24 protein-coding genes are annotated in these 23,373 nt (G+C 65.0%); 16 read left to right on the top strand and 8 right to left on the bottom strand.

The window, feature by feature from the left end; genetic code table 11:
• Positions 1 to 217: 217 nt before the first annotated feature.
• A complete protein-coding gene (locus ACLMAL_RS26185; protein WP_406234594.1) occupies positions 218 to 736 on the top strand; it encodes a winged helix-turn-helix transcriptional regulator in 519 nt (172 codons plus the stop codon).
• 22 nt (positions 737 to 758) lie between these two features.
• Here the strand turns inward: ACLMAL_RS26185 and ACLMAL_RS26180 are convergent, their stop codons facing one another.
• On the bottom strand, positions 759 to 1,406 hold the full coding sequence (locus ACLMAL_RS26180) for an NADPH-dependent F420 reductase (RefSeq protein WP_412001494.1): 648 nt from the start codon (positions 1,404 to 1,406) through the stop codon (positions 759 to 761).
• 103 nt (positions 1,407 to 1,509) lie between these two features.
• Positions 1,510 to 2,583: an ABC transporter ATP-binding protein gene (locus tag ACLMAL_RS26175; protein ID WP_412001493.1), complete on the bottom strand. Its 1,074-nt coding sequence runs from the start codon at positions 2,581 to 2,583 to the stop codon at positions 1,510 to 1,512.
• 271 nt (positions 2,584 to 2,854) lie between these two features.
• Between ACLMAL_RS26175 and ACLMAL_RS26170 the strand changes: the two genes are divergently transcribed.
• The 5 genes from ACLMAL_RS26170 to ACLMAL_RS26150 all read left to right on the top strand — a co-directional run bounded on the left by ACLMAL_RS26170 (position 2,855) and on the right by ACLMAL_RS26150 (position 9,465).
• Positions 2,855 to 3,163, top strand: coding sequence for a hypothetical protein (locus ACLMAL_RS26170; RefSeq protein ID WP_412001492.1), 309 nt, complete (start codon positions 2,855 to 2,857; stop codon positions 3,161 to 3,163).
• 246 nt (positions 3,164 to 3,409) lie between these two features.
• On the top strand, positions 3,410 to 6,037 hold the full coding sequence (locus ACLMAL_RS26165) for an ATP-binding protein (RefSeq protein WP_412001491.1): 2,628 nt from the start codon (positions 3,410 to 3,412) through the stop codon (positions 6,035 to 6,037).
• Between the two features lie 370 nt (positions 6,038 to 6,407).
• Positions 6,408 to 7,349 carry an ATP-binding cassette domain-containing protein gene (locus ACLMAL_RS26160; protein ID WP_412001490.1) on the top strand — a complete coding sequence of 314 codons (942 nt, stop codon included), beginning with the start codon at positions 6,408 to 6,410 and terminating at the stop codon, positions 7,347 to 7,349.
• Positions 7,346 to 8,095: an ABC transporter permease gene (locus tag ACLMAL_RS26155; RefSeq protein WP_328407394.1), complete on the top strand. Its 750-nt coding sequence runs from the start codon at positions 7,346 to 7,348 to the stop codon at positions 8,093 to 8,095. The genes ACLMAL_RS26160 and ACLMAL_RS26155 overlap by 4 nt, the downstream gene beginning before the upstream one ends.
• 359 nt (positions 8,096 to 8,454) lie before the next feature.
• The gene (locus ACLMAL_RS26150; RefSeq protein WP_412001489.1) at positions 8,455 to 9,465 is read left to right on the top strand and encodes an iron-containing redox enzyme family protein; all 1,011 of its coding nucleotides are present in this window, start codon (positions 8,455 to 8,457) and stop codon (positions 9,463 to 9,465) included.
• Between the two features lie 96 nt (positions 9,466 to 9,561).
• Here the strand turns inward: ACLMAL_RS26150 and ACLMAL_RS26145 are convergent, their stop codons facing one another.
• Together ACLMAL_RS26145 and ACLMAL_RS26140 are read right to left on the bottom strand one after the other, a co-directional pair.
• The gene (locus tag ACLMAL_RS26145) at positions 9,562 to 9,744 is read right to left on the bottom strand and encodes a CDGSH iron-sulfur domain-containing protein (protein ID WP_412001488.1); all 183 of its coding nucleotides are present in this window, start codon (positions 9,742 to 9,744) and stop codon (positions 9,562 to 9,564) included.
• 10 nt (positions 9,745 to 9,754) lie between these two features.
• On the bottom strand, positions 9,755 to 10,396 hold the full coding sequence (locus ACLMAL_RS26140; RefSeq protein WP_412001487.1) for a HemK2/MTQ2 family protein methyltransferase: 642 nt from the start codon (positions 10,394 to 10,396) through the stop codon (positions 9,755 to 9,757).
• Positions 10,397 to 10,756: 360 nt separating this feature from the next.
• On the opposite strand from ACLMAL_RS26140, the gene ACLMAL_RS26135 reads away from it, so the two are divergent.
• The 10 genes from ACLMAL_RS26135 to ACLMAL_RS26090 all read left to right on the top strand — a co-directional run bounded on the left by ACLMAL_RS26135 (position 10,757) and on the right by ACLMAL_RS26090 (position 18,052).
• A complete protein-coding gene (locus ACLMAL_RS26135; protein ID WP_412001485.1) occupies positions 10,757 to 11,551 on the top strand; it encodes an LLM class F420-dependent oxidoreductase in 795 nt (264 codons plus the stop codon).
• Positions 11,552 to 11,712: 161 nt separating this feature from the next.
• Entirely contained in the window at positions 11,713 to 13,506 is a 1,794-nt protein-coding gene (locus tag ACLMAL_RS26130) for an ABC transporter substrate-binding protein/permease (RefSeq protein WP_412001484.1), read from the top strand.
• Between the two features lie 5 nt (positions 13,507 to 13,511).
• Positions 13,512 to 14,237 (top strand): amino acid ABC transporter ATP-binding protein, encoded by a 726-nt coding sequence (locus tag ACLMAL_RS26125; protein ID WP_412001483.1) that lies wholly within the window; start codon positions 13,512 to 13,514, stop codon positions 14,235 to 14,237.
• A gap of 110 nt (positions 14,238 to 14,347) precedes the next feature.
• The gene (locus ACLMAL_RS26120) at positions 14,348 to 14,644 is read left to right on the top strand and encodes a hypothetical protein (protein WP_412001482.1); all 297 of its coding nucleotides are present in this window, start codon (positions 14,348 to 14,350) and stop codon (positions 14,642 to 14,644) included.
• A gap of 124 nt (positions 14,645 to 14,768) precedes the next feature.
• Entirely contained in the window at positions 14,769 to 15,242 is a 474-nt protein-coding gene (locus tag ACLMAL_RS26115) for an N-acetyltransferase family protein (RefSeq protein WP_412001481.1), read from the top strand.
• A 135-nt stretch (positions 15,243 to 15,377) separates the two neighbouring features.
• On the top strand, positions 15,378 to 15,734 hold the full coding sequence (locus ACLMAL_RS26110; RefSeq protein ID WP_412001480.1) for a nuclear transport factor 2 family protein: 357 nt from the start codon (positions 15,378 to 15,380) through the stop codon (positions 15,732 to 15,734).
• Positions 15,735 to 16,071: 337 nt separating this feature from the next.
• Entirely contained in the window at positions 16,072 to 16,500 is a 429-nt protein-coding gene (locus ACLMAL_RS26105; RefSeq protein ID WP_412001479.1) for a hypothetical protein, read from the top strand.
• A 132-nt stretch (positions 16,501 to 16,632) separates the two neighbouring features.
• On the top strand, positions 16,633 to 17,472 hold the full coding sequence (locus ACLMAL_RS26100) for an alpha/beta fold hydrolase (protein ID WP_412001478.1): 840 nt from the start codon (positions 16,633 to 16,635) through the stop codon (positions 17,470 to 17,472).
• A gap of 62 nt (positions 17,473 to 17,534) precedes the next feature.
• Entirely contained in the window at positions 17,535 to 17,807 is a 273-nt protein-coding gene (locus tag ACLMAL_RS26095) for a type II toxin-antitoxin system Phd/YefM family antitoxin (protein WP_412001477.1), read from the top strand.
• Positions 17,804 to 18,052, top strand: coding sequence for a type II toxin-antitoxin system RelE family toxin (locus tag ACLMAL_RS26090; RefSeq protein ID WP_412001476.1), 249 nt, complete (start codon positions 17,804 to 17,806; stop codon positions 18,050 to 18,052). Before ACLMAL_RS26095 ends, ACLMAL_RS26090 begins: the two co-directional genes overlap by 4 nt.
• Positions 18,053 to 18,089: 37 nt before the next feature.
• Here the strand turns inward: ACLMAL_RS26090 and ACLMAL_RS26085 are convergent, their stop codons facing one another.
• The 4 genes from ACLMAL_RS26085 to ACLMAL_RS26070 are packed head-to-tail and all read right to left on the bottom strand — an operon-like array spanning position 18,090 to position 23,305.
• Positions 18,090 to 19,358, bottom strand: a complete 1,269-nt coding sequence (locus tag ACLMAL_RS26085; RefSeq protein ID WP_412001475.1) for a CHAT domain-containing protein — start codon at positions 19,356 to 19,358, stop codon at positions 18,090 to 18,092.
• Entirely contained in the window at positions 19,355 to 20,932 is a 1,578-nt protein-coding gene (locus tag ACLMAL_RS26080) for a tetratricopeptide repeat protein (RefSeq protein ID WP_412001474.1), read from the bottom strand. Before ACLMAL_RS26080 ends, ACLMAL_RS26085 begins: the two co-directional genes overlap by 4 nt.
• Before the next feature lies 1 nt (position 20,933).
• Positions 20,934 to 21,953, bottom strand: coding sequence for a hypothetical protein (locus ACLMAL_RS26075; protein WP_412001473.1), 1,020 nt, complete (start codon positions 21,951 to 21,953; stop codon positions 20,934 to 20,936).
• Positions 21,953 to 23,305: a hypothetical protein gene (locus tag ACLMAL_RS26070; RefSeq protein ID WP_412001506.1), complete on the bottom strand. Its 1,353-nt coding sequence runs from the start codon at positions 23,303 to 23,305 to the stop codon at positions 21,953 to 21,955. Before ACLMAL_RS26070 ends, ACLMAL_RS26075 begins: the two co-directional genes overlap by 1 nt.
• Positions 23,306 to 23,373 lie beyond the last annotated feature (68 nt).

Below are 23,373 nucleotides of genomic sequence, written 5' to 3'. Positions count from 1 at the left end.
CCCTGCTAGCGCTGGCCAGACGGCTGGTCGATGTCTTGTGGGCACTGCTGCGCGACGGACGCGAATTCAGCGCCGAAAACCCGGCATCGGTGGTCACCACGGCTTGACACGGTCATTGAGAGTCCTTCCGGACCGCGAGCCGGACCCCTTCGTCTGGCTCTATTGGCTTATAGTCAGGTTAACGCCTGGATATAGTCGACTCAAGCCAGCTGTCGCTATGATGTTTGTCATGGCAGCCGTGATGGAAGGACCGTTGGCCGATCTGAGCTCGTGGAAACCCGAGGAATGCTCGATCGCGAAGGCGATGGATCTTGTCGGCACCCGCTCGGCGGTCCTGATCCTGCGCGAGGCCTACTACGGCACCCGGCGCTTCGACGGTTTCGCCGCACGGGTCGGCATCACCGACGCGGCCGCATCGGGCCAGCTCCGGAAGCTCACGGAGGCGGGTCTGCTGGCCAAGCAGCCGTACCGAGAAGCGGGCAGGCGCACGCGCCACGAGTATGTGCTGACCGACATGGGCCGCGACCTACTACCCGCAGTGCTCGCACTGATGCAGTGGGGCGACACGTACCTGCAGCCAGGACCAGCACCGTTGCTGCTGGTAGAGGGGTCGAGCGGCGCGCCGGTCCGGGTTCAGGTGCGCAGCGAGACGGGCAATGAGATCGCGCTCGAGGAGCTCGGCATTCGGCTCAATCCGGATTATGCGCGCGCAGGCCGGGCCCGCCGGGCCGAGTAGCTCCGCCCTGCCGAGCCGGTCGTCAGCCGGTGACGACCGCGTAGTTGATGTCCTCGATGCCCAGCTTGCTGTGCAGCGACACCCACAACAGCACGAGTGGCTCGGTGCTGCGGGCGGTTTCGAGGGCGCCGAGATCGATGATCTGCTCGCTGGTCCAGCCGAAGGAATTGAGCAGGGCGGCCACTTCGGACTTGGCGGACTCGTCATCGCCACTGAGAAACACGTTGTGCCGACCCGAAATTCGGGACGGGTCCACCATCAGCTGGTTGTTCATCGTGTTGAGGGTCTTCACGACCCGCGCCGCTGGGAAGGCCAGCTGTAGCTGCTCCGCCACACTGCCCGCCTCGGGGATGACCAGCTTGGGCGGAAACCCGCCGGAGAAGTCCAGCGCGTTCGATACATCCACGATGACCTTGCCACTCAGATTCGCCGCGCCTGCGGCGGTGAGCGCGGCCAGCGACACCGTGCCCGACGTCGCATTGATCACCAGCTCGGCATCCGCCGCCGCCTCGGCGAAGGTGCCGTGCGCGCCGCCGGTTTCGCCCGCCCACGCGGTGGCAGCGGCGTTGTCGGCGGTGCGGGAGCCGAGCGTCACCGCGTGACCGAGCTCGACCAGCTTGCTCGCGAGCCTCCTGCCGACTTCTCCGGTGCCGAGGACCGCTACCTTCATTGCCTGCTCCTACCGCGGGGGACGTATCCGCGGACCCGAGTGTAAGAACGCGGTGCCCCGTTCACCAGCTGTTCCGCGTTGGGCGAACGGGGCTTTCGCGGGCTCAGGAGAGGCGACGTCCGTCTGCGGCCGAGAAGAAGTAGGTGTGCTCGGCGGAGGTGGACAACCGCACCCGGTCGCCCTTCGCCGGCGGGCTGCGCCAATCTGCCCGCGCCACAATGGTTTCCCCGGTGTCCCCGTCCACGGCGCGGCCGTAGATGTAGGCGTCGGAGCCGAGCTCCTCCACCACGTCGACCTCCAGCTCGATCCCGGTGTCACCGCCGAGCTCGAGATGCTCCGGCCGGATGCCGACGACCACCGAGCCCTCGGCCGCGTCGGCGACCGAGCGGGGGACCGGCACCGGGTGCCCGCCGAGAGAGACCGCGCCCTCGGCGACCGGCAGCGTGAACAGATTCATGGCTGGTGAGCCCATGAACCCGGCGACGAACATGTTCGCCGGATCCCGGTACAGATCGCGCGGCGTCGCGCACTGCTGCAGTAGCCCGTCCTTGAGCACCGCGACCCGATCGCCCATGGTCATCGCCTCGACCTGGTCGTGGGTGACGTACACGGTGGTGGTGCCGAGGCGACGCTGCAGCTGGGCGATCTGGGTGCGGGTCTGCACCCGCAGCTTGGCATCCAGATTCGACAGCGGCTCGTCCATCAGGAACACCTGCGGCTGGCGTACGATCGCGCGGCCCATCGCGACGCGCTGGCGCTGACCGCCGGAGAGCGCCTTCGGCTTGCGATCCAGATACGGCTCGAGGTCGAGCAGCTTGGCCGCCTCCAGCACCCGCTTTTCTTTGTCCGCCTTGGCGACTTTGGCCAGCTTCAACGCGAAGCCCATGTTCTCGGCGACGGTCATGTGCGGGTAGAGCGCATAGTTCTGGAACACCATCGCGATATCGCGTTCCTTGGGCTCCGCGTGCGTGACGTCGTTGTCGCCGATCAGGATTCGCCCGCCGTCGACCTCTTCGAGACCGGCGAGCATGCGCAGCGAGGTCGACTTGCCACAGCCGGACGGACCGACCAGAACGAGGAATTCACCGTCCGCGATCTCCAGATCCAGGGCGTCGACGGCTGGTTTGTTGCTGCCCGGGTAGAGCCGGGTAGCGCTTTCAAAGGTCACCGTAGCCACGGCAGATCACTTCCCTTCGCCGGTTGGAACACGCGAAAGGGTGCGATTTCGCAACAGCAGCGTGGTCACGGGGTCGAAGGCTACCGTTGCTGGTTGCGCATGACGGAAGTGGTTCATGTTGTCCTCTCACCGGCAGGAACGTGCCGGACGATCCGAGTAAGGGGTTGAGCGGCGATATTACTGGATCTGCTCGATTCGTGCTCGAAATGCTCGAGTTCGCGCGCACGCAGCGGCTGTGTGCTCGATCGGCGCAGACGGCCAACACTGGGTCGTGCGGTTGCTGACCGGACGTGTCGGCGTGTGTTCTCGACAATCGTGCTGGTCGGTACGTGGTGAGGTCGACATTGCCGCCACCGCAATCGGCCACAACGGTAATGCATCAACGGATCTCGTCTGGACTCCGGACATTGTCGCCGATGTCGTGGATCGCGGTGTGGTAGAGCTGCTTAATGAGCAATGCAACAATTTTCTCCGCTGCGCGATCGCTCTCGTCGACGGCCTGAACCCCACGCCGATCTGCATTGCTCGCCGCGCGCCGCCGCAGCGACAGCTTTTAGTTTGTAGTTGGCCATCCCCCTGATTGGTGTGCCGGACCTTACCCTGTTCCTTGGCTTCGGCGCCCAAGCGCCGACCTTGCCCGGTGGCCCGAGAACTACGCCGCTGGTTTCACAAGCAGTCGAATGTCTTTGCCGCACTATTGAAATCCGCCCATTCCGGTAGATTGGCGCCATAAAAGAAGAATGCAACGCCGAGAATGGAGGTTGCTGAAAACTGTCGATAGACCAGTCTTGACAGTATCTCCCGCAGGGGGACTACTGTCCATAATGTGTCCGTCAAGCGGGTGGACCGGGGTGGTGACGTGTCGGCGGCGAATGGTTTCGTCGGCCGTGAGGCCGAGCTGGACAGAATCGTCACCTTATTGCTGCGTTCGGTGCCGTTGGTGACGTTGATCGGGCCGGGTGGGGTCGGGAAGACCCGGCTTGCGGCTGAGGTTGTGGGTCGTTATCAGCGGGCCAGGCATGTGACGGTGCGGTGGGTGCGGCTGGCGCGTTTGGTGAAGGGTGCCGACGTCGCCGCGGTTGAGGAGGAGATGGCTCAGCGGGTGGTCGATACGGATTTTTCGGGGAGATCGGCGTGGGATGCGCTGGTTGATTCGGTTACCGAGACGGATGCGGTCGGGCGGACGGTGCAGACCGTTTTGGTGGTGGATAACTGTGAGCATGTGATCGACAGTGCCGGTGTCGTGATCGCCCGGTTGCTCGAGTCGGTGCCAGGGTTGAGCATCCTGGCGACCAGTCGTGAGGCGATCGGGTGGGTTGATGAGCAGTTGGTGGAGGTTCCGCCGTTGTCGCGGCAGCAGGCTGTGGCGTTGTTTCGGCAGCGTTCTGAGCTCACTGGTCATCCCGTCGCCGATAACGACCAGATCGCCACGGCTACCAAGATCTGTCGCCATATACACAATCATCCGTTGTATATCCGGTTGGCCGCTGCGCGGTTGATACACCAGCCGCTCGCGGTGATCCTAGAGGAATTGAGTGGTGAAGAGACTGGTGATAAGCGGATGCGGTGGTCGCATGGTCCGCGAGTGGGCGCCGAGTCACGCCACCGGGGGGTCAGTGACGTCATCGCCTGGTCCTACGACCTGTGTCAGGACAAGGAACGTCTGCTCTTGGACCGGATGTCGGTGTTCGCCGCCGGATACGACACCAGCCCCGAAGACAAGAACGACAACCGTGCTCTCGTGGGAGTAGACCTAGAGGCAATCGAGGTCGTCTGCTGCGACGATGAGAGGCCAGATGGCGACAGAAAGCACGACGGTGGCGTGAGTGTGAGGCTCGCGCGGGGGGAGATCGAGGGTCTGCTCGAGCGGCTGGTCGATCAGTCGCTAGTGTCGGCGCACATCACATCGACCACCACGCGGTATTTCCTGCTGGAAAGCCTGCGAATCTTCGCTGCGCGACGACTCCGAGAACGCACCGCCGGCGAGGTGGACGAACCAGCGCGGCTGGCTGCACGACACCGCCGGTATTACCGGGACAAAGTCGTGTATGCGGCGGCCAACTGGTTCGGCCCCGCCGAGCAGGAATTTCTGTACTGGGCCCGAGCGGCTTGGGACAACATTCTGACCGCAGTCGAGGGAAGCATCACCACCCCGGGCGACTCCGCTCTCGGTTTGGAGATCTGCGTCGGGCTGCTCGCGCTGCGCTTGCCGTTCTTCAAAGGGTCAATCCGAGAAACACGACGATCGACCGAACGCGCCTTGGCGGCTACCCACGCGCTGACCCCGCAACCCACCGAGCTCCAAGTACAGGCCATGGCCTGGACCATATTTGTCGTTTTGAGTCAGGGCCTACTCGAGGATGCCGAGTCGATACTCGAGGAGTGTGTCTGCGCCATTCTGCCGGACCCGGACAGTCGAGTGCACTGGCGGCAGACTCTCGAGAGCGATATCGGGCTGCCCGTCCACGTCGACATGGCCCATGGCCTGGTACTTGCGGCCCGCGGCGACGCCGAGGCCATCACGGTCCTTACCCGGGCGCGGGACAAGTTCTATCGCCTCGGCGATACTGGTGCCGCGGTGACGACCGAAACATTCGCGGCAATGGCGGCAGGGTTGTCAGGAACCGCGCACCAAGCTTATGAGCTCACGCAGCATTGTATGGATAGTCTCGACGCTTCCGCAGCGTCGATGGCGAAATCTTGGGCCCAATTGGCCTTGGCTATCACCTTGACCAAGCACGGCAACCCCACCGAAGCATTGCATGTCGGACGTGACGCGTTAACACATCAACTCCGCACCCGTGATCAGTGGAGTGCGATCCAGTCGGTGCAAATTCGGACGTGGTCCTTGGCGCAACTGATTACCGATTCGATCGAGGCCGGACACGCCGACCGAAACGAGTTGGTCGCGTTGGCCACCGAAATCGCTCGGCTCGCCGGAGGCTCTGCGACACTGGGAGCCCGGCTCGGTATCGAGATCAAAGGGGGACCGCCCTTTGCTGTGGAAAGCGGCAAGGCCGTCGCAGTCGCCCGCGAGGTGCTGGGACGGAGGGCATACGCTGAAGCGGAAAACCAGGGGTTGTTGTTGCGTCCCGAACTGGACGAGGTGCAGCGGTTCGCGATGGGCACACTGTCGATAGACGAGCGCTACGCGCAGCGCCCCACCGGCAAGGCCGCTCTGGTGAAATGGCACGAGTTAACCGGCGCCGAACAGGAAGTGGCGACGTTGGCAGCGGCGAGGTGGACCAACAGCGCGATCGCGGTGCGTCGGGGGAACTCGGTCCGGACTGTCGACGCGCATATGGCCGCGATCTTGCAGAAGCTGATGATCACCTCACGTGAGGAGATCATCAGATTCGTTCCCCAAGACCGCCAGAACCAGGTCCAAGCAGAAGCAGCACGCCGACCCCGGCGACGCAACGAGCAACCATACCAACAACACACAAAACGATAGCGAACAGACAACCAGGTCCAGCGACTCTAAACCACCTGGAATCGATAGTGGGGATTGGGTTTTCATGGTTCCTCGTCTCTGGTGCGGTGTTCAACGGAAACCACAATCGCCCCCCGTCCTGACACCGGACCGTCACCGTGCTGACACGCCTCTGACTCCGTGTCACCTCGAGCCGAAACGGCAGTTCACGGGCACGATGACCTTGATCCGCGGAACGAGAGTGTCCACGATGGCCGTCCTCCCGGAGCGTCCTCGTCGGCGATCAGGCCGCGCAGCGTCCTGACCTGGCGCGACGAGGTAGTACACCGTGTCAGTGGTCATGTCAGGGGCGTGACAGGTCGGTGTCAGGCCGGGTGCCGATGGTGGTCACATGAGAAATTCAGCGATCGCAGTTTCCGGGCTGCGGAAGACATATGGGGACAAGGTCGTGCTCGACGGCATCGATCTGGATGTTCCTGCGGGCACGGTTTTTTCCCTGCTCGGCCCGAACGGCGCGGGTAAGACGACGACGGTGAACGTGCTGACCACGTTGATGAAGGCGGACGGCGGGTCGGTCCGCGTTGCCGGCCATGACCTCGCGACCGAGGCCAAGGCGGTGCGCGCGGCGATCGGGGTGACCGGTCAGTTCGCGGCGGTGGACGAGCTGCTGACGGGGCAGGAGAACCTGCAGCTGATGGTGGACCTCCTCGGGGTCCCCGCCAAAGACGGCAAGCGGATCGTCACAGAGCTGCTGGAACGCTTCGATCTGGTGGAAGCGGCGCGCAAGCCCGCCTCGACCTACTCCGGCGGTATGCGGCGGAAACTGGACTTGGCGATGACCCTCGTCGGCAACCCGAAGATCATCTTCCTGGACGAGCCGACGACGGGACTGGACCCGCGCAGCCGTCGCACGATGTGGTCGATCATCCGTGACCTGGTGGCCGACGGCGTGACCATCTTCCTCACCACGCAGTATCTCGAAGAAGCCGATCAGCTCGCCGATCAGATCGCGGTGCTCGACGGGGGCCGCCTGGTTGCCCAGGGCACTCCCGACGAACTCAAGCGCCAGATCCCGGGAACGCACATCCGGCTCCGGTTCACCAACGTCTCCCAACTCGATGCGGCGGCGCCTATCTTCCCCGACTCCACGCGGGACGACGAGGCACTGACCCTGCGGGTTCCCAGCGACGGCGGGACGAAATCGCTGCGGGCTCTGCTGGACCGGCTCGACGAGTACTCACTCAGCGCCGAGGAGTTCTCGGTGCACACCCCCGACCTCGACGACGTTTTCCTCGCCCTGACGGGCCGCACCACGGAGGTTTCCGCGAAATGAGCACCAAGTCCCCCTCGATTGTCATGTTGCGCCGCAACTTCAAACACATCGCCCGGAACCCGACATCGGTGTTCAACGCGGTCCTGATGCCGATCATCATCATGTTGATGTTCGTGTACATGTTCGGTGACGCGTTCAACGTCGGTGTCGACTACATCGACTACGCGACGCCGGGACTGATGCTGCTGGCCGTCTGCTACGGGCTGGGGGCCACCGCGACCGCGGTGAACTCCGACATGACCAAGGGCATCATCAACCGATTCAAGGTCATGGACGTCTCCCGTGGTGCGGTGTTGACCGGTCATGTCGTCGCCAGTGTGCTGACCAATGTGGTCGCCATCGCGGCCCTCATCGGGGTGGCCTTCCTGCTTGGATTCAGCCCGGCGGCGAGTTTCCTCGATTGGCTCGGCGTGGCCGGCATCGTCGTGCTGCTCGGTGTCGCGGCCGGCTGGCTCACGGTCGCCTTGGGTCTGGCGGCGAAGTCTGTGGAAACGGCGGGTCTGGCCGCCGTACCGCTGGTCATGCTGCCGTTCTTCAGCAGCGCGATCGTACCGGCGGAGAAGATGGGGCCGGGCCTGCGGCAGTTCGCGCAGTACCAACCCTTCACGCCGATCATCGAAACCGTGCGCGGCTTGCTCAACGGCGCACCGGACACCGGCGACGCGGTCGCCGCCGTGGCCTGGTGCGTCGGGATCGCTCTCGTCGGGTACCTGTGGGCATCCTCCACATTCAACAAGCGAGCGTGACCGCGACCAACTCACGCCAGCTCGTCTGTGCCCCCGGCTCCAGTCGCCTCGGTGAACCCCGTGTCACCGAGGCGACTTCGCGTGTCCTGCTTCTCGATCCGGGCCACCGAACACGTGCAGCGTGGCGAATTCGCGACAGCCGTGTGGTCAGGAGGTCGTAGGCTACCGTCCGCGGTCCGCAAGAAGGGCTTCATGTCTCCTCGTTCAGCCGGTCAGCGGTCTTCGACACCGGTGTCCGACAGTCCGGACACCACGCGTTCGGCCAGGTTTCCGGCGAGGATCTGCAGTCGGCGGCTGTCGCCTCAACCGCACTGACGTGGTCCCGGCGTAACCAGGGGTGTTTTGGGTAAGCGTCGAGCATGATCGGCATCGAGTTCCCCACCCTGCCGCGGCCGCGCGGCCCGCTCTCGCGCGCAGTCGTGGACCTGCTGGGCGGCCGAACCGGCGCCGCTATCGCCGTCATCCCTGATGACGTTGATCCTTACGGCGAAGATCTGCAGCTGGCGCTAAATATGTGTTACGAGTTGCACTATCAGGGCTTCGAGTCGGTTGATCCGGGCTGGGAATGGGATCCCGGCCTGCTCGGGTTCCGCGCGGAACTGGAGCACCGATTTTTGGCAGCTCTCCGGCGGGATGTCGCGGGCGGCCAAGAGCTGAAAGAGGAGCTCGATGCCTTGCTCCTCGAGCCCATCGACTCGACTGGAGTCAGTCAGCACCTCCGCGATCACGGCGAATGGTGGCAGGTTTGTGAATATTTCGTGCATCGCTCGATCTATCACCACAAGGAGGCCGATCCATACGCTTGGGTGATTCCGCGGTTGCGCGGACAGGCCAAGGCATCCCTGGTTGCTGTTGAATTCGACGAGTTCGGCGGTGGGCGCGGCGATCGAATACATGCCCGGCTGTTTGCGGATCTTTTAGCGGGGGCGGGGCTGGCATCCGGCTATCTCTATTATCTGAACGTCGTTCCTGCTCCAATGCTTGCGGTGGTGAATATGATGTCGCTCTTCGGGCTGCATCGTGACCTGCGGGGAGCATTGGTCGGTCATTTCGCCTCAGTAGAGATCGCCTCGCCACCTGGAGCGCGGCGGATGGTGGATGCACTGGAGCGGTTGGATGCGGATCCTGCTTGTGTGCTCTTTTACACCGAACATGTCGAGGCCGACGCTGTACACGAACAGGTCATGCGCCGCGACGTCATCGAGAATTTACTCACTCAGGAACCTGAGCTGACGGCGTCGGTCGTCTTCGGTATCCAGGCAACGAATCTGCTGGAGGATCGGTTCGCAGAGCAGGTGCTCGGAAGCTGGCAGTCCGGACGCAGTTCCTTGCGCGAGCTCGACTCAGGTGGTCGGATGTCCAGGGACTAATAGATGATTGCCCTGGTGAGCGCCATTTCTGGTGCGCGTGATACGGATCGTCAGGGTGAAACCAGCGCCATGAGATAGCAAGGCAGCGGGACATTTTCACTCTGCGACAGGTTTGGTTCGGTGCTTGCGATGACTGGTATCGCAGAATGGATAGTTGCCTGATCGGCGGCACATGCAGACGGCGACCAGGAACCGGTCCGACGTGACGGTGGTGCCGTCATCCATAACCAACTCCACGGGACCTTCGATCAAAGCGGGCCCGTCTCGAGTGAGGGTCACTCTGCGGCGCTCATTCTTGTGTTCGGTCGGCACGGATCACCACCAACTCTTCATGTCGTTGTCCTGGCTCGATGAGCCCAACTGATTCCAGCCAGTCCACACGTTCACGCATTACGGGCCCGAAAGCCGCTATTTCGCGCGCCACCACTGCAGCTTTGAGCCCACCATCGCGTAGCTGAGACAGTGTGGCCTCTGGCTCGCAAAGCGCCGAATGGACCATCAGCCCGATGCCGTGGCTATCGAGCATGCGCGGCATCATCCGACATAGAACATCCAGCACAGCTCGGCCGCCGGCTCCGCCTTCCCATGCGCGCGCTCGTCCGCGGGCGGGCACTTCTTTCGGAGAAGGCACGTATGGCGGATTGACAAGCACCAAGTCGAATAACCTGCGGTGCGGAATGTGCGCAAGCTCCCCGTGCAGCAATTCGAGTCGGATACCTCGTGCTCGACTATTGAGCCACGCCGAAACGATCGCGGACCAAGAGATGTCCACGGCTGTCACGCTGCGAGCGCCCGCCATCGCTGCTCGAATGGCCAGAGCGCCCGTGCCGGTACATATGTCGAGGACTCGTTTGTCGAGTGGAATCGTGGCAGTGAGCATTGCCTGCATGAGCAAGGTCGTATCGGCCTGCGGTCGATACACGCCTGGCATTCGTATCAGCCTCACAGGACGTGGATACCCGCTGACGGCAGGTTAATCACCAGCAACCCGAATTACTCGAACAGGCAGCTGCGGAATCGCCCGGCAGACTCATCGCCGTGCTGAAAGTCGTTTCCCGCGCTCGACGGTGCCGCCGCGCAGATGGAATCTGCTCGGCGGTACCTCGCGTCGCCCACATCAAAGTTAGCCGACACGTAGCTGGCCTGTACCCGTTTCCTAGATTTCGGAAACGGGGCGGATGGCATCGACCGCCTTCGGGCTGGATCGCTCATGAGGAAGGTAGCCGACCGGATCGGGCCATCGCCGGTAGCCTCGATCGGGGAGTTAGACCGAGCGACGAGGAGCATGGAAATGACCCGACCGGTTCGTATCGGAGTTCAGCTACAACCACAGCACGCACCGAATTACGGACTCATCCGCGACGCCGTCCTGCGGTCGGAAGACGCGGGTGTCGACATCGTGTTCAACTGGGATCACTTCTACCCGCTGACCGGTGATCCGAACGGCGCGCACTTCGAGTGTTGGACGATGCTCGGCGCGATCGCCGAGCAGACCGAGTGCGTCGAGCTCGGTGCGCTGGTCACCGGCGGCGGCTACCGCAACCCCGACCTGCTCGCCGATATGGCGCGCACCGTGGACCACATCAGCGACGGTCGACTGATCCTGGGGATCGGCGCGGGTTGGTTCCAGAAGGATTACGACGAATACGGCTACGAATTCGGCACCGCGGGAACCAGGCTCGATCTCCTGAAGGAGAACATGGCCCGCATCGATGCCCGATTGCGGAAGCTGAATCCGCGGCCGACCCGCGACATCCCGATCCTCATCGGCGGCGGTGGCGAGAAGAAGACGCTGCGGCTGGTCGCCCAGTACGCCGACATCTGGCACACCTTTGCCGACCTCGAGGTTCTCGCGCACAAGAACAAGGTGCTCGCCGAGCATTGCGCGACGGTCGGCACCGACGAAGGACATATCGAGCGTTCGGTGCACTGGCCGGGGGCGGAGAACGCCCCCGCGCTCCTCGCCGCGGGCGTGACGTTGTTCACCATCGGTGTCAGCGGCCCGAACTACGATCTGGGTGAGGTCGAGCGGGCGATCCGCTGGCGCGACGAGATCAATCCGGAGCCGGTCAGCGGCCTCGCCTGACCGATTGCCCGGCATGCAGCTCCATGGCGACGGCGAGTTCGGATCACGGTGATCCGAACTCGGCAGCGCCGGATACACCGCCGAAACTGCGGGATGTGGACCTCGCGGAGCCACTGGTGTAACTGTGGGATTGCGGTAGTTCCGGTCTAGGGTTCTGGATCATGGCTGGTCTGCCCGCTGTGCGGTCTCGTGCATTGATCGCCGTGATGCTGCTCGCCGTTGGCCTCGCGGCCACGGCGTGCGGTTCCGGCGACGATTCGTCGTCCGACCGCAATCAATGCTCGCCACCCGGGATCAGTGCCGCGTCCGCGGCGCCGACGAACCTCGGGTCGGCGGCGTCCGCCGGGGTAGATCGGTACACCACGGCGACTGCCGCACCGGTCGGGTCCATCGACACCGGCAAGCTGCGGCTGATCACACCGGGCAAGCTGAGCGTCGGCACACTCTCGGACGCGCCGCCGAGCATCTGCCTGAACTCGACGGGCACTTTCACCGGCTTCGACAATGAGCTGCTGCGTGCGATCGGTGCGAAACTCGGTCTGCAGGTCGAGTTCTCGGGCACCGAGTTCGCACCGCTGCTGTCGCAGGTCTCCGGCGGCCGCTTCGATGTCGGCTCGTCGAACATCACCACCACCGCGGAGCGCCGCGAACGCGTCGGCTTCACCAACGGCTACGACTTCGGCTACTTCTCCCTCGTCGTGGCCAACGGCAGCGCCATCAAGGGCTTCTCGGACCTGGGGCGCGGCACCAGGATCGCCGTCGTCCAGGGCACCGTGCAGGACGATTACGTGGTCAACCAGCTGCACCTGGATCCGGTGAAGTTTCCCGATTACGCCACCGCTTACGCGAACTTGAAGTCCGGCCAGGTCGATGCCTGGGTCGCGCCGTCGGCGCAGGCCGAGGGGCAGGTGCAGCCGGGTGACGGAACGTCGATCATCCAGAACACCTTCAGCCTGGACAATTTCGTCGGCTACGCGGTCGCCAAGGACAACCAGCCGCTCATCGACGCGCTCAACAGCGGCCTCGACGCAGTGATCGCCGACGGCACCTACGCCGAGCTCTACACCGATTGGGTGCCGAGGCAGTTGCCGCCGGGCTGGAAGCCGGGCTCGAAAGCCGCACCCGCGCCGCAGCTTCCGGACTTCGCCGCCATCGCTGCGGAGAAGAAGCCGACCGAAACCGCACAGAGCGCGCCCAAGTCGACGATGCAGCAGTTGCAGGACACGTTCTTCGACTGGTCGTTGTATCGCAAGGCTTTTCCCGACCTGTTCAAGACCGGCCTGCCGAACACGCTGATCCTCGCGCTGGTTTCGGGTGTCCTCGGCACCGTGCTCGGCATGCTGCTCGCGGTCGCCGGGATCTCCAGGACCCGATGGCTGCGTTGGCCGGCTCGCGTCTACACCGATATCTTCCGCGGTCTACCCGCCGTGGTGATCATCCTGATCATCGGCCTCGGCATCGGCCCGGTGGTGCGCGGTGTCACCGGCAACAATCCCTACTGGCTCGGCGCGATCGCGCTGGCCCTGCTGGCCTCGGCCTATATCGGTGAGATCTTCCGCTCCGGCATCCAGTCGGTGGAGCCCGGTCAGTTGGAGGCGGCACGCGCCATCGGTTTCGGCTACCGCCAGGCGATGACCCTGGTGGTGATCCCGCAGGGTGTCCGGCGCGTGCTGCCCGCGCTGATGAACCAGTTCATCGCGCTCATCAAGGATTCCTCGCTGATCTACTTCCTCGGCCTGCTCGCCACCCAGCGCGAACTGTTCGCCGTCGGCCGCGACCTCAATGCGCAGACCGGAAACCTCTCCCCGCTGGTCGCGGCGGGCCTGGTCTATCTGCTGCTGACCGTCCCGCTCACCCACCTCGTCAACTACATCGACCGCCGCATGCGCACCGGCAGGCCCGACCAACCCATCGACCAGGTCGAGGCGGCCACAATCACGGAAGGGCGCGGATAAATTAAATGAGTGCCTCCCTCACCGGTACCGGCCTGCATCTGACGCTCGGGCGCAACCATGTGCTGCGCGGTATCAACGTGCACGTCGACGCGGGCAAGACCACCACCGTCATCGGCCCGTCCGGCTCCGGCAAGTCGACCTTGCTGCGGGTGCTCAACCGGCTGCACGAGCCGGATCGGGGCGACGTGCTGCTGGACGGGAAGTCGGTGCTGACCGAAGACCCCGACCGGCTGCGCCAGCGCATCGGCATGGTGTTCCAGCACTTCAACCTGTTCCCGCACAAGACGGTCGCCGAGAATGTCGCCCTCGGCCCGCGCAAGCTGCGCGGGCTGTCCAAGGACGAGGCGCGGGCGCTGGCTATCGAACAGCTGCAGGTTGTCGGGCTGGCCGAAAAGGCCGATTCACGTCCGTCGAACCTCTCCGGTGGCCAGCAGCAGCGGGTGGCTATCGCCCGCGCGCTCGCCATGAAGCCGGAGATCATGTTCTTCGACGAGGCGACCTCGGCGTTGGACCCCGAGCTGGTCAAGGGCATCCTCGCGGTCATGGCCGAGCTGGCCTCGGGCGGTATGTCGATGATCGTGGTGACCCACGAAATGGGTTTCGCCCGTAGTGTTTCCGACAGCGTGGTGTTCATGGACGCCGGTCAGGTCGTCGAGATCGGCACCCCGCAATCGCTGTTCGACGACCCTCAGACCCCACGCCTGCAGCGTTTCCTCTCCCAGGTGCTGTGACCCGGTCGATGTGACCTGTAGCACACCCTGAGCAAACTGCATAGATGCGCACCTGCTAATGTGTTCGGCACAATCGGCTCCACCTGTCCAGCTATCGGGAAGGAAGTCTGATGACCACCGCACACCGGCAGCACACCGAACACGAGCACGTCCACGGCCCGGGATGTGGCCACGTCGAGGTGGCGCACGGCGACCACGTGGACTATGCCCACGACGGCCACCTGCACCGCCGGCACGAGGGCCACTGGGACGAATGCGAGCCCGCAGGCCACACGGAGTGCGCCGCCCACGATCACGTGCACGGCGAAGGCTGCGGCCACGACGCGGTCCAGCACGGCGACCATGTCGACTACCTGCACGATGGTCACCGTCACGCCGCCCACAACGGTCATTACGACGAACACTGAAACCCGTTGAATCGCCGTGCCTTCGGGTGCGGCGATGGGGTTACTTTTCGAGTGGTACAACGGGGCACTCGGCACGGTTGTTGTGGCCTGATGCCACTCGATGGAGGGGGTCGCATTGGGGGAAGTGGGGATTCGGCGTCTGACGGCCGAAGATTGGGCGGGGTTTCGAGACATCCGGTTGCGGGCATTGGCCGATGCGCCGTCGGCGTTCGGGTCGACGCTGGCGTGGGCGCAGGCTCGGACGGAACAGGATTGGCGCAGATTGCTGGCGCAGCGCGCGCAGTTCCTCGCGAGTGCGGATGGTGTGGACATCGGCACGGTCGGCGGGCTCGAGGACGTGGAACGCGATGGCGCCCATCTGATTTCGATGTGGGTTGCTCCTGAAGCGCGCGGCACCGGGGTTTCGGGTCTGCTCGTGCGCGCGGTGATCGCGTGGGCCGCCGAGGCGGGGTATCGCGCGGTGTGGCTAGAGGTGTCGGACGGCAACACCGCGGCCGAACGGCTCTACCTGCGGCACGGGTTCGTCCGAACCGGCGTGCACGGTCCGATCGCGGAAGGCGATCCGCGCCTGGAATTCGAGATGGTGCGGAGGCTGTGACCCGATGTAGGTAGCCCCGCTGCGGAAAGTACTTATAGACGACTGATTCGCCACCCCACGGCCAGGTCATAACGTAGTTCTCGTCCAACACGGACACCGAGAAACCGCAGACCACAAGCCCTTTCGGAGGCCATCATGAACACCATCGTCACCCAGTACCTCGAAGCCTGGAACGCTACCGACCCCACCGCCCGCACCGCCGCGATCGCCCGCGTCTTCACCGAAACCGCCACCTACACCGACCCCCTGGTCACCGTCACCGGCCACCACGAACTCGACGCCGCGATCGCCGGCGTGCAAGCCCAATTCCCCGACTGGGTCTTCACCCTCGCAGGCCCCGTCGACGCCCACCACAACCAGGTCCGCTTCACCTGGAACCTCGGCCCCGCCGACGGCCCCGCCGTCGTCGTCGGCTTCGACGTCGCAGTCATCGAGGACAACCGCATCACCCAGGTCTTGGGCTTCCTCGACAAAGTCCCCGCCGGAGTCTGAAACCCCCGGCAGAGTCCGAAACCCAGCCCGGCGTGGACGGATATCCACCCCACCGGAATCCGGGCCGGAGCCGACTGTCGGACTCCGGCCGACAGCGCCATTAATTGGTCTCTGTCCTGCTGATAAGGGCCGGACACCAACCCGAACCTGCCCGGCACAGCCGAGCCCGGCCCGAATCCCGCCGGACACCACCCACCCCGCCGCAGCCCGAACCCTACCGGGCCGTCGCCCACGAGTGGCGCATCACCGAGGCAAACACCCACAACCCCACTCCACGATGTGCCACTCGCACGACCCTCACCCCCAAAACCGTTCCACCAGAAGGAAACCCACGATCATGTCCACCACCACCACCGCCGCATCGTCCTACCTGAACACCCTGCTCGCACCCGGACCGAAACTGCTGCGCACTTCGCTGCGACTGGACGCCGTCATCACCGGCGTCAACGGCGTGGCCTACCTCGCCCTCTCCGGACCACTGGAAACCCTGCTCGGCCTCGACACCCGCATCGGGATCCCGATCGGGATCTTTCTGACCCTCTACGGCATCGCCGTCGCCCTCATCAGCACACCCGCCACCATCAACACCGGCCTGGTTCGAACCGTCATCACGGGGAACGCCGCCTGGGCCGTCATCAGCCTCGCCGCCCTGATCGAAGGCGCACTCGAGGTCAACACGATCGGAGGTGTCTGGACGGTCATGCAAGCCGCCACCGTCGGCGGGTTCGCCGCTCTGCAGTACCTCGGACTGCGCCGCAATAAGTGACCCGAACTCACCACGACGACAACCACCATCGACCCACGCGGTATCGGCTTCCTGCCGATGCCGCGTTCGTCGTTTCCGGGGTTCTGACGCGGCCCTGTGGAGCTGTCGGGGTCGGCCTCTAGAGTCGACGGGGTGATCGAGGCAATCAAGATTCCCACCGCGGCGGGCACCTTCGATGCGCTGGCCTGCGGGGAACCCGGTGGTCGCGAAGTCATGCTCCTGCACGGTTTTCCGGAAGCCGCCATCGAGTGGGAGTTCCAGATCGACGCACTCGGCAACGGTGGCTGCCATGTCGTCGCCCCTGATCAGCGCGGCTATTCCCCCGGTGCGCGTCCCGAACACGTCGCCGACTACCGAGTCGAGGAATTGGTGGGCGATGTCGCCGCCATCGCCGACGAGCTCGGCTGGCAGCGATTCGATCTCGTCGGCCACGACTGGGGCGCCTATGTGGGCTGGGCCGCCGCGGCAGCCATGCCCGAGCGAATTCGCACCTGGACCGCGGTGTCGCTACCGCACCCTGCCGCCTTCCTTCGCGCGCTCACCGAGGACGAAGACCAGGCTCAACGCTCCAATTACTTCGCGCTGCTGCGCCGACCCCGGGTTGCCGAGCGCGTGCTGCTCGCCGACGATGCGGCCGCACTCCGCCAGATCTTCGAATGGAAAATTCCCGAAGAGCGGATCGACGACTACGTCCACCGCCTTACCCAGCCCGATGCCCTGACCGCGGCCCTGAATTGGTACCGGGCCATGCATCTCGCGGCCCCGACCGAAGCCGTGGCAGTCCCGACTCTCTACGTGTGGAGCACCGAGGACAGCACCATCGGCTCCACCGCCGCCATGGCCACCGAACGCCACGTCACCGGCCCCTACCGCTTCGAAATGCTCGAAGACGTCTCCCACTGGATCCCCGAACAAGCCCCCGAAGCCCTGACCCGCCTCATCATGGAACACCTCCTCACCCACCGCGCCTAGATCAGCCAGGTCCTGCCGCCCATCCATCTCGGCACCATCGTCGAATGTGTAACATGTTGAACATGAGTACGCACAGCCTGCGGGATCTGCGGATGCAACTCGGTGCCATCGTCCGTGGGGTCGCTGCGACAGGTGAAGAGGTGATCGTCACCGATAGTGGCAGCGAGGTCGCGGTGATCATCTCGATGGCCGACTACGAGCGGCTGCACGAGCATGCAGATCTCGTGGACGTGCTGCGGCTGCGTCACATGCGTGAAGAAGCATACGAGACGATGTCGATGTCGGAGATGCTCGATGCACTGGGTGTGGACCCGGCATCGGTGCTCGCCTCGTGAGAATTGCATTCCATCCCGACGTCCTGAAACAACTGCAGAAGCTGCCTCGTGACGTACTCGAGGTCGCTTTGCACGCGATCATCGCGCTGACCAAGGATCCGCGACCGACCGGCTCGAAAAAGCTTGTCGGGAGTCAGGACTGGCGAATCCGCATCGGGCAGTACCGCATCGTGTACGAGATCGACGACAAGGAGCAGGTCCTGACGGTCTTCACCGTCGCCAAACGCTCCGACGCCTATCGCTGACAGGGTTCGGCGGCTCGGGATCTCCGCATGGTGGCGCTCAGGTGCTGACGGTGGCGAAGGCGGCCCAGAGTATGGGGGAGTGTTCGATGGATCGGTCGGTGCGCCATTGGGTGAGGCGGGCTCGTTGCCACTCGGCGAGGGCGGTTGTCGGGTCGGGGTGTTCGTGGGCGGCATCGATGGCGCAGATGGCGTCCTGTAGCGGGTGGGCTTCGGGAGGTGCGCCTGCCAGGCGTTGGAAGGCGAGATCTGTGGGGAGGGGCCATCTGCTGGCGGTAACCAGTTCGGCGCCGCCGTTGATCATGGCGGCAACGAGGCCGAGTGCTTCGCTGAAGCGCATATCGCCGCCGCTTTCGCAGGCGATGAGGGCGACTCGGCTCGGGATCGGCCAGAGTTGCGGTCCGTCGAGGGGATCCTGGGTGAGGGTGTGGGTGCCGAGCAGCAGGTCTTTGGCCGAGAGCGGGCGGTGTGCGCGGGTGGGTGCGGCGAAGCCGACGGTGTCGGCGGTGCAGGACAAATGCAGTTCGGCGTCTTCGCTTTGGCCGGATTCGGGTGCGGCCGCGGTGACGTGACCCACGTAGACCAATCGACTTGCGCCTTCTCGCAAGGCTTTTCCGAGCCAATCGCGATCGACATCGGTGCGGCGAAATGCTTCGATCGCGTCCTCGACGGCGGGCAGGAGGCGGCCGAGCGTGTGGTATTCGGCGAAGCGGCGAGCGACCGGAGTATCGGCGTCCATCCGGCCGAGCACCGATCCGAGGATGGAATCGGCGCGGTATCCCGGAATGCGCGGATCCAGTACCGCCACCACGGGCTGTTCCCGCATGTCGTGCCAGGCTCGGGCCGTGCGTCCTCGGCTGTGCACGATGCCGGCCGGGGCGAGCAGGCTGACGTCCGCGATATCGACGAGGCGCAGCGCGGGGTCCGGAGCGATGATCTCCCAGGGCACCTGGGCCAACCGCGGCGACGGCTGCAGCCGTATATGCGGACGTATCCCCCGCGTGTACAGGTCGTACAACTGGACGGCCAGTCCGTAGGGCAGCAGCGCCCGTGAAAGAGCTTGCGCGACAAGATATTCTGAGTCATGCGCGGCGAAAGCCCCGGTCGTTACGGCGCGTTCGAGTGCGTCCGGCTCGGCAGGGTTGGGCAGGGCAGCGGCCAACCTTCGCACCGCATCGGTGATCGCCGCTTCGGGCAGCATGCTCGCGCCCTGGCTGTGGACATTCCCGATCCAGCGCCATGACATGTAGAGATCGCCGGCATCGGCCATGCGCACGATGACCGTCGGTTGTTCCGGTGGGTTTGTCATGCGGGCAGCACCCGACTGTCCCGAACCGGCCGGCCGTAGCGCTGTTCGGCGGCGGTGATGTAGGCGGCGAGCGCAATATGTCCGTCGGGGGCGACGGCCAGGCGCGGCGGTGGCGCAACCGGCAGTCCCGCACTCGCCGCGACCGCGGCCAATGCCGTTGCGAGCTGTGGCGCGCCGCCGGATTGTCGGCCCGTGCCCAATTGCATCGGCATACCGAGTTGCGGTGCAGGAGACGGTTCGTCCGCGGCTTCCTGCGGATCGAGCAGTTCGAGTGGAAGTTGTTTTGTGGCTACGTGTTCGGTGTCGGGTGCGGGTGCAGTCGCCGGCAATGCCGTACCAGCGCATTGTGTTTCGATGAGATCTACCAGCAGGGGGCCATTGCCCGACAGGTAGGCGAACCGGAAGGCCATGCGCATCGCCGGGTCGGCGATTCGGCGGTTCCATTGCTCACGCTGATTGCCGTTCGGGAGCGTATGGCGCACGGCATCGATGGCGAGCGCGGAAGAAATGGCCAGATCGACTGCCCGAGAAAGCAGCTCGGGATCGGGAGTCTCGGACTGCTCGAGCACCATCTCCAGCAGCGCCGCGTGCCAGAAGTCGAGTTGCGCGCACTGCAATCCGAGGCCGCGCTCGGCGTAAGCGGTGAAAGCCGCGGCCAGCAGCGCCTCGCCCGCATCGAATCGACCGGTCTTGTAGTCCACGGTCGCCAGGCGCGCCTGGACATCGGCCGCGTCCAGTGCCGCTCCTGATGCACGGAAGTAGGCCAGGCTGCGGCCGTACAGCTCGTAGGCCCGATCGGCGTCGCCACGGCCCTCGGCGAGAAATCCCATGGTCTTGAGGCCGACGCCGGCCCGATACCCGAGCCCGGCCTGCTCGAAGTACTCCTGGCTGGACTGCAACGGTTGTTCCGCCTCGTCGAAGCGGTCCAGCCTGACGTACATGATGGCCAGATTCTGTTCGGTCTCGGCGACCGCATTGTGGTCGCCCGCGGTGTCGAATGCGGCGAGCGCCTGTTGCGCGAAGTCGAGCGCGAGCTCGCGGCGGCCGGTTTCGAAGTAGATGCCGCCGAGGGTCGACAGCGGATGTCCCGCCAGGTAGGGCGCGAAACGTACTGCTGCGTCGAGTGATTCGGTGGCCAGCTCGATCGCGTACGCCCAGTCCTGGCGATGGAAGGCGACGGCGGTCAACGACACCAGGCAGGCCACGCGCAGGTGAGTCTCGTTGTTGTGCTCGGTGAGTATCGTCCGCGCCTGCTCCAAAGCCTGTTGCGCTCCGTCGAGGTCGCCGACATGTTGCAACGCTTGGGACAGATTGACCAGTGCGGCGGGGCGTTTCTCGATGGCATCCGCGGGCATCTCGTCCAGCGCTTCGCGAAACATGACTACCGCCCCCGCGTGATCGCCGATCTCATCGCGCATGCTCGCGGCATTGACCAGTGCGCTCACGCGCAGACCCGCGGTGCTGGTGGCCGCGATATTTTCGAAAAGGCGCAGCGCTTCGGCAACCTCGCCGCGGCTGTAGGCCGCCGCACCTTCCGCAAGCAGCTTGCTTCCGTCATCCGCGCCTTCGGCCATATCAGAAGTCCGATTCCGAAGCGGCGGCGGCAATTTCGGCAAGTAATGGCGCGTCGAAGGCTGCGTCGTCGTCGGCTGCCGCACGCCGCAGTCGTGCTGCGGCGATGTCGCGCACCTGCTGGCGGACACCCGAGTCCCCGAGGCCGGGCGTGCCGACGCCGGGCACATAGAGCTCCACCGACGACACCGCCTCCGAGGACGTGCTCGCCTGTCCGGTCCAGGTATCACCGACGAGGTTCAGCTCGGTATCGACCGTTTCCGCGGCAACGGCGATCAGTGCGCGCGGATGCAGGTGCGCCGGAATATCGGCGGCCATACGGGGCGCGGCAACCACCTCCACCCCGATGGTCGTCGTGCCGGGAGACCGGGACACCTGCCAGGACACCGCGTGCTCGGAGGCATCGATGAGCCCGGGTGGGCAGCGGTGCCAATCCCAGCCACCGCTGCCACGCGCGAGGACGAGCGCATTTGCCGACGTTCCGGAGGCGGAGCCCGCCGCCAATGCGTAGTCCTGCGCGCGAGAGGGGATGTCGAACGTCGACAGGTCCTCGCTCGACACCGGCTCGGCATCGTCGTCGACAATCAATTCGCATTCCTCTCGCAGGGCGGCGATTTCCTGGTCGAGCAGCCGTTCGTCGAGTGGTGCGATGCCGTCGATGGTCGAGGCCGGCCACCACCGCGCCGCCCAGTGTGCGTATCCCAGTCGCCATACGTTCGCGGCAAGCCGAGGGAGCGCCGGCTGCACCGTGAGTTCGGTTGTCTCACTGTCGAATTCGTCGACGGCTAGCGCGATGGCTGCGCCGTACACGGCCCATATCCACTCCTGGGCAAGCGTCATGTCCTCGATGACCGCGGCCGGAATCGGTTGTCCGGAAGACAGACTCCAGGTGAGATGCCCGCCCGATACTTCGAGCACCACGATATCGACATCCGCCGCATCGTCCAGCACGGTCGGTGCGCCCTCGGGTGCGATGATCCACAGGCCGCCCTCGACCCGGCGTACGGTCACGGTCCCGGTCATCAGCTCGCCCTCGATTCCGCTGGGTCCGGCTCTTGGGCAAGGGAACTCGCGCTCAGCGCCCGCTTGACCCGCATCCGGTGATCGAGCATGACGGAGCGAGCGACACCATCGAGCAGATCCCACAGCTCGTCGGGCTCGTAGATGCCGAACTCCCTGACATCGCGGCCGTGCAGGCGAACCCACAGTCGCCGGAGGTAGGGCCGCCATGGCGTGCGCAGTTCGGCGGCGATGGCGGCAAGTGGTCCAATGGTCGCGGAATGGTCGGAACTCACCGCGAGCCGCCGCGCCTGCAGCACATACGCCTCCCGCTGCCAGCGGCTGTTGATCACGCGATGCGCCGTCGTCTCCGCATCGTGCGACGCACTGACGACCTGACCATGACGTGGCAGCCGCGCGACCGTCGCAATGGGGCTCAACCCTTGCGCGAGTGCGATTCCCGCGCTCGCCACGACGCGCAGCGACTCGTCGAGCAGCGCCCACGGCGCACAACTGCGGGCGATTTCGGTCGTCACCAGCTCCGGAATCGGCGGCAGCTCGGCACGTTCGCTGGAGGCTTGCAGCACGGTGAAGACGCGCTCATAGATGGTGCGGTCGAATGGCAGGCCGAGGTTGGCCGTCGAGGCCGAGGTGCCGAGCTCGGGTGGCTGTGGCGCGGGACGCGCGGTGAGCCCCAGCTCGTGGGCGGTCGGTGTGGATACGTTGTCCCAGAGCCGAATTCCCCCGTGCGTGCCCGCATGGGCGGCGAGCAGGCGGTCGAACTCCTTTTGTCCATTGTGCGGTGCCTGCCCGAGTCGGGCGGCCGCGCACGCCTCCAGCAGCGAGCGCACCACGAGGCTGTGATCACCCGTCGGCGCACCCAGCGGCCGTCGCTGCCATGCGACATCGATCAGCGCGCCGAGCGCGCCGATGTGTGTGCCGTCGGTGAGGTGCTCCTTGAGTGCCTGCGTTGTCCGCCCGGCGGTGAATTCGTGGATATCACGTAGCGCGGCTTCGGCAATTGCTCTGTCCCGCAGTTGATCCGGTGCGCCTGTCGTCGTCGCGAGCTCGAAGCAGCGTTGGAAATACAGATCCTGTGGATTGCCTTCGGTGATTCGCAGGGCGCGCCGGACCTGCTTGAGCAGCGTGAACCACGACGCGGTCGCGCGCAGTACATCCGCGGCGGCGTGCATGCGTGTGGCGAGCAGGGTCGCGCCGTCCGCGGTGAGTATCGGGCCCGCGCAGAGCGGGTTCTGGACAGGGCGGATCACCAATGGATCGAGAATGAGTTTGACGGTGCGGCGCAGTGGCCCGCCGTGCGGCCCACTGAGGGGCTCGACACCGTCGAGGCGGCGCCAAACCTCGTCCAGCACCATCGCGCGCGGCCGTCGCATTCGACCAGGTTATCGGAATATCAGCCATTTCAGACACCGGAAAACCTGGG

It is taken from the genome of Nocardia sp. CWNU-33 (genome assembly GCF_046764895.1).
In the GTDB taxonomy this organism is placed as follows: Bacteria; Actinomycetota; Actinomycetes; order Mycobacteriales; family Mycobacteriaceae; genus Nocardia.
Note: the sequence above shows the minus strand (reverse complement) of the source record. Positions and strands in the feature narration are given on the sequence as shown.